We start from the raw sequence: 12,017 nt of genomic DNA, 5'->3' as shown, positions 1-12,017 counted from the left end.
AATAAAAAAGGCGCTCAATGCGCCTTTTTTATTGGTAACTTTTTGCGATGGGCTTGGTACTCATGCCATGAATGAACACACTAAATAAAATGGTTGTTAATGTTACTGTGGCAATTTGTTCTTTGTTCTCAATTGCTGTATCCATCACCATTAAAGTGAAAACGATAGACGCCAAACCTCGAGGACCAAACCACGCAAAAGTAAATTTGTCTTTGAAATTTAGATTAGTAAACATAAGTGAAAGGAGTACCGGCACAATTCTAAAAATCGTCACACTTAATAATGCATAAAAAACAATTGGCCAAGTGATATCATTCACAATTAAGTGACCACATACAAAACCGAATAAACACCAAATTAGTAGCGCAACAAATTCAGCGATATGCTCAGAGTCTTTAACTAGTGTTGAACGAATTTTTTTAGGTGCTAAGTAATCAAATAAAAGCCCCGAAACAAAAACAGCAATAAAGCCACTGCCATGAAAATTTTGTGTTAAAGAGAAAATAGCCATGACTAAGCCAATCAATAAAAATGGACTGCTATTATTTGCAAAGTAATGACGTGCTAATGCTATTTTTAAAAGTGGAATAAACACGGCCATCGACACGCCTGCAATAACCAGTGCAACACCTAACTCTCTTGCAAAAACAAGTAAAGTATCAATTGTTGTTACAGCACTTTCTGGGTTTTGAGCTAATAAAAGTAAAACTAAAAAAATGGGTACGCAAAGGCCATCGTTCAAACCACTTTCAGTATTTATTCCTTCGCGAACTTTCTCTGGTACCGATGTGCATTCTAAAATTCCTTTGCTAAGCGCGGCATCCGTTGGTGTTAAAATAATTGCGATCAAGGCAGATTGAAAAAGTGATAACTCCGAAAAGAAAAACAACCCACCGGCAACACCTAACAGTAGTGTCATCGGCAAAGCCCCAAAAAGTAACAGGCTAGGGTACTGATAACTATGTTTTAATACGGGAAGTTTTGATTTAGCGGCATCGGTAAATAAAAAAATACTTAAGGTTAATTCAACCAAAGGTAAAATGTCACTGAGTCCAGCTTCGCCTAACTTAAACTCACTCGGCAAAAAGTAAGACATTGCAATTCCGACCAACACAAAAAACATTGGCCCGGTAATTTCTGTTCGCTCTAATTGCCTAATCGTCAGTGAGTAAAATAATAAAGCTAAACCGACTAACGCCAGTATTGTATATTCCATTAAACTTTCCTTTTTATTCCAGACTTTGCACGTTCTTTTATATTTGTTTGAATATAAATTTGATCTGTCGTAGCAATTTTTGCATGACCTAAATCTTCAGATAAATGCTTTAGCGGTCTTGTTTGGGCATCGTGTGTTGCACCGGTATGTCTTAACCAGTGAGCAGTGGCCGCTTCAAGTTGTTCCGCATCATCTTTAAAGCCGTCATCTAAAAGAGATTGTTTTGCTAAATCAAAACTTTGCTGAACCAAACGGCGAATTTGACGAACAGTCATTCCACCTTTACCACGAATTTTATGAACTAACGGCTCAGCTTCATCAACGCGGGGCAGGGCAGGTAAACCACGGTAAAGCCTATAACGTTTTAGATATGATATAAAATCTTCACTTAAGGTAACATCACGTAATTTATTACCTTTACCCATAATTCTTAGAAACCAAAAACCATCATTATCTTGCCAAAAATGTGACATAACGGGTGACCACTGAGGGCGCTCGGATAACTCAGATATTCGTAAGTACAATCCTTTTAAACAAGCAAGTGTGAATAAATTTCTTTCTAAATCAGGTTGTTGTTCACATAAATCCCGAGTAACACCAAAAACATATTCCCATTGAATATCACTAAGTGTATCGGGAATTTTAATTTGCGATTGCACAACTAAGTAAGGGCTATTCTTTTTAACAACCGGTACAAAGTTAGCAAAGGTTTTTTCTTCTAAAATTGCGAACTTATAAAAAACATTTAAAGCTGTAAACATAGCTGCGAGTGTTTGTTGGCTAGCAATATTTTCTTTATTGATGAAAGGGCGCCAATTTGTATTTAGTCGTCTTATGCCTTGTTCATCTTTATAACGCCATTGCACTGAACTTGATAACCAGGCTGAATCTGGTTCAACCATAAAATCAACATAGGCTTCAATATCTTCACGTTTTAGATCAAATACCGATTTTTCAGCAACCAACCACGACCATAAACAAAAACGCTCAAGCTCATTTCGAAAACGATTAAATGTGGCTTCTGATTTTCGGCCATACACATATAAAAACTGATAAACAAAAGCTAAGTCATTTTTTGATTCAGCAACAGTCAATCCAACTTGATGTATAAAGTGTTCAAGTTCTGGATATTCTGTTGCAAGAGTATCATCTTCAAGATGGGCAATTTGGTAACGCAGTTGTTTTAGTGTATCGACGAGAGCAACGAGCATAATGATGTAATATCTTGTAAAATAGCTAGTTATAAGATTACCATAAAGTCCGATACTGTCTAGTATTGGACTTAATATATCTATAGTATTTGCAACATTAACTAGATTGCCATACTAATATTCAAGGAATATGTATGAAAAAGTTTATCGCTATTAGTTTAGTTTTAATCACTACAATTTTAACCGGTTGTGCTACAACAGGAAGTGCATCTCCCGATGAAAAACGTGCTTTAGTACAAAGCATGAAAAACAATACATTAAGTGAGCTTTACGCTCAAAAACCTGATGTTAAACAACAAATTGCTAATTCTGCTGGTTACGCGGTTTTTGATAATGCCAATGTAAATGTTGTTTTAGCCAGCTTTGGCGGTGGTTACGGTGTTGTTAAAAACAACCTAACCGGTAAATCAACTTACATGAATATGGGTGAAGCAGGTTTAGGCTTAGGTTTAGGTGTTAAAGACTTTAATGTTGTGATGGTTTTTCATAATCAAGCAGCAGTAAATCGCTTTATTGAACATGGTTGGGCATTCGGTGGAAATGCAGATGCAGCAGCAAAATACGAAGATAAAGGTGGCGCTTTAGTTGCCGAAGCTATTGCAGACCAAGTAACTGTTTACTCTTTAACCGAAAATGGCCTTGCACTACAAGCTGTACTTAAAGGCACAAAGTTTTGGGTAGATTCTGAGTTAAATTAAGCTATTTAAAACCCTTCTAAAAGTGGGCTAGTTAGTAACCTAACTCCCACTTTTAATTATTTTATGTAATTTAACATAACGTAATTTATGGGTAGTAATCTATAATTTGTTTCTAGTAGTTAATTTACTTGTTTATATCTATTTTACAATTTTTTATGAGTTCTCATTTATCGCTCTTTCAATTAATAAGTTCTTTGAACAAATAGCTAGTTATTTTTTATAGTTCTCAAGAGATTAGTTTGTTATGCGTAATTATTTTTAATGTATTACTCTAACAGTTTAGATGTTAAAGCTTTTATATTTTTAGCATTTAAACCTATCTCGTATATCTGCTCTTGCTTTGCTTGCACAATGCCCATTCAAAATAAACGAACTAATTTTGATAACTTTATATCTTTTCATTTGATGTTCCACATCAGAAGTAGTTCGGGGTTTTTTAAGTTATCTCTTCTTACACCTCCTAGGAAAATTCAGATTTCATGGATAAACCATTAATTAAACTTAACTTTTCATTTTCATCTTAGTAGCATATCCATACTTTAATACTAGAAGAGTTGCTCTTTTAACATTTTATGCATTTTCTTCAAACTTTATAACTATAATTATTAGCAGGTCCTATGAGAAAGTTTATTTTGCTGACAATTTTTTTGTATTTGGGATGGGAATATTACGTTACAAATAATGGTGGTACATCTATTACTGAGGTAGTCAATAGCCGTGTTATAGCACCTTTAAAAGCACGCTTTAATAAGAGACAACAAAAACGCTTCTCTACTAATGAAAGTTATTTCGAATGTGATGGCAGACAATACTGTAAGCAAATGACATCCATTGAAGAAGCCTATTTTTTCAATAGGCATTGTCCAAATACTGATTTAGATAGTGATTATGATGGTGAGTTATGTGAAGGTGATCCTAGGTTTTAATTTCTATAGTTTAACTTTAATTCTAAATTCTATTTAGAATTAAAGTTTTCCTCCGCATTTACGAAAAATATGAATTTTCTTAATTCCATATCAATTACTTAGGTGTAAATTGATATAGGACAAAACTTATTTAAATAAGACTTTCCTTGTTTATTTCACAATAATAATATCGGCAATAAACAATACTTTACTATTATAATTATTCTAAAAAAGTGAACAGCACTGTGAATAGCCAACTAATAAATAGCAATGAAGTTAAATTTCCTGAATCATCTATCCTATTATCAACTACAGATTTAAATAGCAATATTACTTATGCCAATGATGAATTTTGTAAAATAGCCGGATATTCCCTCGACGAAATGGTGCATAAACCACACAATCTCGTTCGTCATTCTGATATGCCAAAGCTTGCTTTTGCTGATTTATGGCACCATCTTAAAAATGGTCAATCTTGGATGGGACCTGTTAAAAATCGATGTAAAAATGGTGATTACTACTGGGTGAATGCCTTTGTAACACCTATTAAAGATAAAACTGGTAATATCATTGAATTCCAATCAGTCAGAACCAAACAGAGTGATGAAGTTGTACAAAGAGCAACTGCTGAATATGCAAAAATAAACAACAACCAAAAGTCTCATGCTACAGCAGTAAAGTATGATGCCACTCTTTACATAAGTGCCCTGTTGCTAATTAGCTTTTTAGGCTCGCTGGCTGCCCTATTCGGTGCTGGATTTAATATTTTTAATTGTGTACTTGTACTACTTTTAGCATCAGCTAATGGGCTTATGTATTTTTGGCGCCAAAAATATTTAGCACTTATTAGTAAAGCAAAACAAGTATACGATAACCCCTTAATGGCTTACCTGTATTCTGGTACCAATGATCAATCTGGCTTTGCATATCTTGCACTTGAGATGCAAAAAGCAAAACTAAAAGCAGTTGTTGGCCGTGTGAATGATGTTAGTGTGGGTGTTAATTACAATGCCCAACATTGTGCCGAGTCTGGCCATAATGTTACGGAGCTTTTAAATAAACAAACTGACGAAGTTTCGCAAATTGTTGTAGCAACAGAACAAATGACCGCTTCTATTGATGAACTTTCGTCTAGCACGATGAAATCAAGCCAAACTGCTGAGTTAACGAATCAAGCAACAGAAGACGGTTCACTTGCTGTTAGACAAACTATAAATTCAATTAGTGAACTTGACGAAAAACTCAATGCCGCAAGCAATTATGTAGAAAACTTAATCCAAGGAAATCAAGATATTGTGGCAATTCTTTCTGAGATTAATGCCATCGCAGATCAAACTAATTTACTTGCTTTAAATGCGGCAATTGAAGCAGCCCGAGCAGGTGAGCATGGCAGAGGGTTTGCGGTAGTTGCAGGAGAAGTACGAGCTCTAGCGTCTAGAACTCAGCAATCAACAGAAGAAATTAGCAATGTATTAAATCAACTCACCCACGCTTCGAAACAAGCACAAATTGCCATGAATGACGGACTAAATTTGTCGGCCAAAAGTGTTAAGCTTGCCCATCAAAGTGGCGATAGTTTAGACCATATTAAAGCGCAATCAATCAAGCTAAGTGAGCTTAATAGTGTTGTAGCCCAAGCGATAAAAGAACAGCTAACGGCAAGTCAATCGATCGCAAGAAATATAACAGCAGCTCAAGATTTTGCGCATGACTGTAAAGAGCTTGGCCAAACTTCGCAGCAACTTTGTGAAGCATTACTCAGTAAAGTGACAGAACAAACATCTTTGATTAGCCAGTTTAAGTAGTTAAAGCAAAACCACGATTATTTGATAAGGTTTATTTTCGGTGTGTGCTTATTAGTACATACCGTATCAAATGCCTCTGCTAGCCGTTCGGTTTCTTTGAATACTTGTTGCCAATATTTGATTCGTGTATCAGCATCAAGTTCTGTAAAATCTTTACGATCGGGGATTTTTCCATAAGGTAATGAAGCGACAAATTCCGCTGATGGGGTGATCATCACTACGTTATCATAGTTACCCGGGGTAATACCGCGCTTTAGGCTCTTATCAAACCAACCTGCCTTTGGGCTATTATTAAAATGCGGATATAATATGAGCCCGTCATTATGAATACTTAAGTCAAAGTGGTAGTCGATAATGCCGCCATCACGATACATACCTGGTGGTGTTCCTGTTATATTTTTAATGCCTTGCATCACTAATGGAATAGAGCCTGAAGCAAGTAACGCATCCGCTAAATTATCTTCGTTTAACTCTATAGTATGGGTATTGAAAGTATTATTATCGGAAAAAGATAACTGACTATCTGCTGGCTGAAATACATAACGCTCATATTGCTTACTTAACAAACGTCTATTCATTCGATTGACTAAGTAGCTTTTAGATAACCCCATTAATTGCATCACTTTGTTTTCTGATGCTGTAAAGCCATTCGATTTTGCAACTATAAAGTGGGCTTTAAAAATCGGGTTGTTAATGATTTCGTGAATACCATTTTCAGCAAATACAGTGGTTAATAACTCTCGTGCTTTTGTTGTTATTTCTTCTGGCTTTGCTTTATTCGATGAATAGCGTGTTTCAGAGTAAGACTTTGCTAACCGAGATATTGCAGCAACAGGGTCATTTTGTGCAAAACAAGCAGATCTAAATGCACCGGCACTTGACCCTAATAAGTTTAAAGGTGTGGTACGGTCTTTAAAAAATTCACCAAATAGATATTTATCCAAACCAAATAATGTAAACCACTTGGGCCCGCCGCTTGCTCCTAAAAAGGTATTAAACAAATCGGCAGACAGGCCTTGCTCTTGAATTACTTTTGCAGCACTAGGCCCTGCATAAATATCTATCATGGTTACTTTTCTCGTTATTGTTTTAGCTTATTTGCGCCATATACCTTGCTCTGTTTGACCTTGAACCTGTACTTTTTCAGAATCAAAACTTGGCTCTAGCCCTACTTCACGTTGACTATGGTAGTCTTTTGTCACAGATAAGATGGTTGGCGTTAAGCGTATGATAGCGATAACGTTCACCACTGTCATTAAACCTAAAGCAATGTCTGCAAGATCCCACACTTGTTTAATGGTGGCAGATGCGCCCCAAATCATCATGGATAAATATAAACAGGTATAAATACCTCGGCCGAGTTTATTATCTAGTTTAAATAAATGTAGGTTACTTTCTGCGTAGGCATAGTTTGCAACCACAGAAGTAAACGCAAATAAGCAAATTGCAGCCGCTACAAAGTAAATGCCACCATCGGCCATATGCGCTGTCATCGCAGATTGAGTTAAGCGTATTCCTTCCATTTCGCCGCTAATATCAATATCAGCCAATAAAATAATCACCGCCGTACAACTACAAAGCACAATAGTGTCAAAAAACACCCCAAGCATTTGAATGTAACCTTGAGTGACTGGGTGGTTTGGTACTGGCGATGCACAGCCAGATGCATGTGGCACACTACCCGCTCCGGCTTCATTTGAATAAAGCCCTCGCTGAATACCGTTTTTAATTGCGGCGCCCATAGCCCCTGCGCCTGCCTCTTGTAAGCCAAAGGCTGAAAGTAAAATATCTTCAATCATCGCAGGCACTTTACCGATATTTAGTAAAGTAATTATGATAGCGGCTAGTACAAATAAAATGCCCATAACTGGCACAATGCGTTCAGCAAAGCGGGCAATAGCTTTAAAGCCACCTAAAATAATAGAGCCTGCCAATATTGTGATCACAATACCTGAATACAGTGTTGGAATTTCAAATGCGTAATTGAGAGCATCGGTAATGGTATTCGTTTGCATGGCACTAAACGTAAAGCCATAACCAAGAAACAAGCAAAAAGCAAAACACACTGCAAGCGCTCTACTGCCTAAGCCTTGTTGAATATAATAAGCAGGCCCGCCCCTAAACTCGCCATTGGCATCCCTGACTTTATAAACTTGCCCAAGTACGCTCTCAGCAAAGCCTGTGGCCATGCCCAAAATGGCAATCACCCACATCCAAAATATTGCACCACTGCCCCCTAACGAAATAGCAACGGCAACCCCTGCAAGGTTACCGGTACCTACACGGGCTGAAAGACCAGTACATAAAGCTTGAAACGAACTAATTGAGTTTTTATCTGTGCTGCTACTCGACTTTAACAGGCTAAACATATGGCGAAACTTAACCAATTGAATCGCTTTTAACCTTACCGAAAACCAGATCCCAGCAAACAGAAGAATATAGATAAGAATTTGGCCTTCCCCCCAAAGAAGACCATTGATTGTCGATACAGCACTGTTAAACATGGCAAGCCTTTATTGTTTTTATAGATAAAAAATCACAAAAAGTGAATAGCTAACCACTTTAACTCTATTTACAAATATCTCAAGTAGGCAATGGGATTAATTACCCGAGCCTGCTCCCAACTAATTTAGCAGTTGTTGCTGTAAAAAGGCACGACCTGCCGCTAAGCCTAATTTGTGATCATAGCGGAGATCTGAATCTGTACTACCCAGCAGTTTACTGCGTAATTTATCACCTGCAAAAATTTGTGTGATACGGGCATCACTTGGCGGGTTTGCAATGAAATCTAATTCATCTTGATAAGCTTGTTCGTGTTGAACCAAGTAATCAATGGTTTTAGGGCAATAACCCGATACGCAAACGAGTGATTTTAACTTATTTACCCATTCAGATTGCACTTGAAAGTTTTCATCAACAGTACGAATAACCACAATATCACGAGCACCACGATTATAGGCCTCTTTCACAGGTAAAGGTGCAGCTAAGCCCCCATCTAAATACATATCATGGACTAAATCAGTATTAGAGCTTTGAATAATGGCATCATTTGCGGCCTTGGTTGTTAGCCAAGGCGTTAAGTTAACGCCATCTTTATATAAAAACGGTAATGCGCTTGATGCTTTTAACAAGGCCAACCATTGTGTATCTTCACCATTTGGGCTCAAGTAATAGGGTTTACGATCAGCCGCGTTAGTGGTTGTGATCAACAATTCACGATTACCTAAATTTTGCGTTGCTGTTTTAAAATCTAAGGCACGGTTTACTTCTTTGGTTTTATCAAAATACCAATCAAGGTCAACAATGCTTTTACCAAACAGCCCGCGGCCAAGTTGGAAAAAACGTTTATGCCGCGAAAGTCCTCTGATCAAACGTTTTGCATAGCCTTTTTGACGCGCTAAATAACTTGTTAAATTTTGTGAGCCTGCTGATGTACCAATGAATAAATCGAATGGATCGTAATTATTTTCTAACCACGCATCGAGTACACCTGCGGTAAAAATCCCTCGTTGCCCACCACCCTCAGCGATTAATGCTGTTTTTGTTTGTGGTTCTACTGCGGCAATTGTTTGAGATTTCACGGTGCACCTTCCTAGGGTAATGGTTAATAAACGTATTGTATAAAGTTAAATTCAATCCTTAAAACGGATTATATAAATTGAATTAATCTATAAAACCGTTTGATAAATGAGTGTCAGGGCTTAAGCAATGCGCATAAAAACTCATTACACGCATTCACTATTTGCTAAACCGTATTAGCGCATGATGCTTGCTAATATTTCCAGCGCATGTTGTCTGTCACTCAATTCATACAGGTCATTTGTAAAAATAAACTCATCAACCTGTAGCGTTTGTTTAATCATACTCAGCTTATGCTTAACGCTCGCTTGACCGCCCACAACAGAAAGTCCTAAAAAGTTTTCTACTTGCATTTTTTCTTGCGCTGTCCACAACCCTTCCATTGTTGCAACAGGTTCTTTAAGCCAAAGTGGCTTGCCGCGCATAAGTGCTAAGATACGTTGTTTCGCTGTGGTTGCTAAAAACTGTGCTTGTTCGTCGGTGTCAGCGGCAACAACGGGTAAACCAAGCATGACGTATGGCTTATCTAATACCTCAGATGGTTGAAATTCTCTGCGATACAATGCAATGGCATCTTCAACAAATCGTGGCGCAAAATGCCCAGCAAATGCATATGGCAAACCTTTTTTTGCCGCAAGTCCAGCACTATAAAGACTAGAGCCCAGTAACCAGATTGGCACATTAGTGTCTTCACCTGGGATTGCGCGTACTGGAGAATCACCTTTATATGGGCCAAGTAAAGCTTGCAGCTCCGTTACTTCATCATTGAAGTGCTCAGCGCGTTGTTCATCACGGCGCAAAGCACGGCTGGTAATTGGGTCACTACCTGGGGCGCGGCCTAAACCTAAATCAATGCGACCGGGGTATAAACTCTCTAGGGTGCCAAATTGCTCAGCAACCACCAGCGGTGGATGGTTAGGTAACATCACCCCACCTGCACCTACGCGGATATTCTGAGTTTTACCTGCGATGTGACCTATCAGTACTGAAGTTGCGGCGCACACGATACCGCGCATATTATGATGCTCTGCCATCCAAAACCGATTAAAACCCAGTTTGTCGGCTGTTTGTGCATAGGTAACACTGTTAGCTAGTGTTTGCGAAACGGTTTCGTGCTCTTTCATTGGGCTCAATTCAAGCAATGAAAAAGGTGTATTGCTAAGGTCTGACATTCGCTCTCCAAAATTTAACTCTTTATAATTAGTTAATGAGAGCGAATGGCTATTTTTCAAATGCTAATTAGGCACGGCTTTGTTGCTGTTTTTCCACCTTTAGGCCATCGGCGTCAATACCACGCTTCCAATAGGCCGATGCAACAATGTGTTCACGATCAATTTCAAAACTGCTTGTAATTAAACGGCGAATTGCCTTCACCAAATTTGCTTCTAGTGCCATAAACACCATAGGTTGCGTGTTATAGCCAGCACATAAGCGTGTTACTTGGTCGAGCAGATCGGTTTCTGGCTCATCTGTAACTAGCCATTCAACACTATGTTGGCTGTGTGCTTCAATTTGCTCAAGTTCAATAATGTCGGCTTTATCAGCAACATGAATAATCACATCGACAGTGGCATCTTGTGGCAGGGCTTGTAAGTAGCCATTGATTGCATTTACAGAGGTTAAATCTGCCAGCATTAAATAATGTGTTTGCGTAAAATCAGTGAGTTTTTTAGGGCCTGGGCCTGCTATACCTACCTCGTCGCCTGCACATGCATTTTGTGCCCAGTTGGTTGCCACACCTTGATGTTGGTTAACCACAAAATCGAGGGTAATTGCCCCGTTAACGGGGTTGATATCACGAATAGTGTAAGAGCGCATTAATGCAGGATGCTCAGCGTGTAAATCAAGTTCAACCTTAGATTCACCGGCATGCGGGAGCAATACCTTTACGTACGCACCTTTTGCATCTTGCGGGAAGTCAGCAAACTCGTCTGAGCCAACAACAATTCTTTGTAGATGCGGGGAAATACGTGTAGTACTTAATACGTTTGCACGACGAACTTTTCTAGCCATCTTTCTCTCCTAGCTGGTTAAATTGCACAACGCCCCAATAGTTGATATAGTCAACTATACGCTTTTGATTGACTTTGTCAACTAAATCCACCAACTGAACTTAGGTGAACCATGCCACAAACCTCGCTTTCTTCTGCTTTATTTACACTGGCACAAAGTTACCGTGTCACTGTACACGAAGCCATTAACGCCAACGAGCTTGGCCTTAATGCGCTGCATGTACGCTGTTTACATATCATTGCCGAAACACAGCACTGTACCGCTAATGATATTGTTACCAAAACAGGGCGTGATAAAGCACAAATAGCACGCTTAGTAAAAGAGCTTATAAAGCTTGAACTGGTTTCTAAATGTGCCGACGAAAATGACAAACGCTGTTTAATTTTATCCTTTACTGATCAAGGTAACGCCCTGTTCTCGCGTTTAGAAGTTGCAGAGCAAGAGGTTGATGCCAAACTTTGCCACGGTTTAACTGATCAGCAAGTACGTGATTTTATCGCTATTGCCACAACCATGATCGAAAATATCAATCACAACACCCCGTGATCTTATTGGCAAGATAACCACAAACCACTATACTGTATGAATGT

11 protein-coding genes are annotated in these 12,017 nt (G+C 38.4%); 4 read left to right on the top strand and 7 right to left on the bottom strand.

The features are described from left to right. Positions 1 to 28 precede the first annotated feature (28 nt). Both IRQ78_RS01240 and IRQ78_RS01235 read right to left on the bottom strand, forming a co-directional pair. A complete protein-coding gene (locus IRQ78_RS01240; RefSeq protein ID WP_194441133.1) occupies positions 29 to 1,216 on the bottom strand; it encodes a cation:proton antiporter in 1,188 nt (395 codons plus the stop codon). Further along, the gene (locus IRQ78_RS01235; RefSeq protein WP_194441132.1) at positions 1,216 to 2,427 is read right to left on the bottom strand and encodes a tyrosine-type recombinase/integrase; all 1,212 of its coding nucleotides are present in this window, start codon (positions 2,425 to 2,427) and stop codon (positions 1,216 to 1,218) included. Before IRQ78_RS01235 ends, IRQ78_RS01240 begins: the two co-directional genes overlap by 1 nt. Before the next feature lie 134 nt (positions 2,428 to 2,561). Here IRQ78_RS01235 and IRQ78_RS01230 point away from each other — a divergent pair, with 134 nt between their 5' ends. The 3 genes from IRQ78_RS01230 (at position 2,562) to IRQ78_RS20775 (ending at position 5,835) form a co-directional block, all read left to right on the top strand. Beyond that, positions 2,562 to 3,125 (top strand): lipid-binding SYLF domain-containing protein, encoded by a 564-nt coding sequence (locus IRQ78_RS01230; protein WP_054553327.1) that lies wholly within the window; start codon positions 2,562 to 2,564, stop codon positions 3,123 to 3,125. Positions 3,126 to 3,742: 617 nt separating this feature from the next. After that, a complete protein-coding gene (locus IRQ78_RS20780) occupies positions 3,743 to 4,051 on the top strand; it encodes an excalibur calcium-binding domain-containing protein (protein ID WP_054552227.1) in 309 nt (102 codons plus the stop codon). Positions 4,052 to 4,275: 224 nt separating this feature from the next. Further along, entirely contained in the window at positions 4,276 to 5,835 is a 1,560-nt protein-coding gene (locus IRQ78_RS20775; protein ID WP_194441131.1) for a methyl-accepting chemotaxis protein, read from the top strand. Positions 5,836 to 5,852: 17 nt separating this feature from the next. Here the strand turns inward: IRQ78_RS20775 and IRQ78_RS01215 are convergent, their stop codons facing one another. From IRQ78_RS01215 to IRQ78_RS01195, 5 genes are all read right to left on the bottom strand, one after another. Beyond that, a complete protein-coding gene (locus IRQ78_RS01215) occupies positions 5,853 to 6,902 on the bottom strand; it encodes a patatin-like phospholipase family protein (RefSeq protein ID WP_194441130.1) in 1,050 nt (349 codons plus the stop codon). Positions 6,903 to 6,929: 27 nt separating this feature from the next. Continuing rightward, positions 6,930 to 8,339, bottom strand: coding sequence for an alanine/glycine:cation symporter family protein (locus IRQ78_RS01210; RefSeq protein ID WP_194441129.1), 1,410 nt, complete (start codon positions 8,337 to 8,339; stop codon positions 6,930 to 6,932). A 120-nt stretch (positions 8,340 to 8,459) separates the two neighbouring features. Next, on the bottom strand, positions 8,460 to 9,416 hold the full coding sequence (locus IRQ78_RS01205; RefSeq protein ID WP_054552223.1) for a patatin-like phospholipase family protein: 957 nt from the start codon (positions 9,414 to 9,416) through the stop codon (positions 8,460 to 8,462). 174 nt (positions 9,417 to 9,590) lie between these two features. Continuing rightward, on the bottom strand, positions 9,591 to 10,586 hold the full coding sequence (locus IRQ78_RS01200) for an LLM class flavin-dependent oxidoreductase (RefSeq protein WP_138599782.1): 996 nt from the start codon (positions 10,584 to 10,586) through the stop codon (positions 9,591 to 9,593). A 67-nt stretch (positions 10,587 to 10,653) separates the two neighbouring features. Continuing rightward, entirely contained in the window at positions 10,654 to 11,427 is a 774-nt protein-coding gene (locus IRQ78_RS01195) for a siderophore-interacting protein (protein WP_194441128.1), read from the bottom strand. A gap of 111 nt (positions 11,428 to 11,538) precedes the next feature. Between IRQ78_RS01195 and IRQ78_RS01190 the strand changes: the two genes are divergently transcribed. Beyond that, positions 11,539 to 11,973 carry a MarR family winged helix-turn-helix transcriptional regulator gene (locus IRQ78_RS01190; RefSeq protein WP_194441127.1) on the top strand — a complete coding sequence of 145 codons (435 nt, stop codon included), beginning with the start codon at positions 11,539 to 11,541 and terminating at the stop codon, positions 11,971 to 11,973. The last annotated feature ends 44 nt before the right edge of the window (positions 11,974 to 12,017 follow it).

The sequence above is a fragment of the Pseudoalteromonas simplex genome, from assembly GCF_015278155.1.
Classification (GTDB): domain Bacteria; phylum Pseudomonadota; class Gammaproteobacteria; order Enterobacterales; family Alteromonadaceae; genus Pseudoalteromonas; species Pseudoalteromonas simplex.
This window is presented reverse-complemented; position numbering and strand designations above follow the sequence as displayed.

Coding starts and splice junctions, on each gene's coding strand:
- IRQ78_RS01240 (WP_194441133.1), bottom strand. CDS start 1,216: ATGGAATATACAATACTGGCGTTAGTCGGTTTAGCTTTATTATTTTAC.
- IRQ78_RS01235 (WP_194441132.1), bottom strand. CDS start 2,427: ATGCTCGTTGCTCTCGTCGATACACTAAAACAACTGCGTTACCAAATT.
- IRQ78_RS01230 (WP_054553327.1), top strand. CDS start 2,562: ATGAAAAAGTTTATCGCTATTAGTTTAGTTTTAATCACTACAATTTTA.
- IRQ78_RS20780 (WP_054552227.1), top strand. CDS start 3,743: ATGAGAAAGTTTATTTTGCTGACAATTTTTTTGTATTTGGGATGGGAA.
- IRQ78_RS01215 (WP_194441130.1), bottom strand. CDS start 6,902: ATGATAGATATTTATGCAGGGCCTAGTGCTGCAAAAGTAATTCAAGAG.
- IRQ78_RS01210 (WP_194441129.1), bottom strand. CDS start 8,339: ATGTTTAACAGTGCTGTATCGACAATCAATGGTCTTCTTTGGGGGGAA.
- IRQ78_RS01200 (WP_138599782.1), bottom strand. CDS start 10,586: ATGTCAGACCTTAGCAATACACCTTTTTCATTGCTTGAATTGAGCCCA.
- IRQ78_RS01195 (WP_194441128.1), bottom strand. CDS start 11,427: ATGGCTAGAAAAGTTCGTCGTGCAAACGTATTAAGTACTACACGTATT.
- IRQ78_RS01190 (WP_194441127.1), top strand. CDS start 11,539: ATGCCACAAACCTCGCTTTCTTCTGCTTTATTTACACTGGCACAAAGT.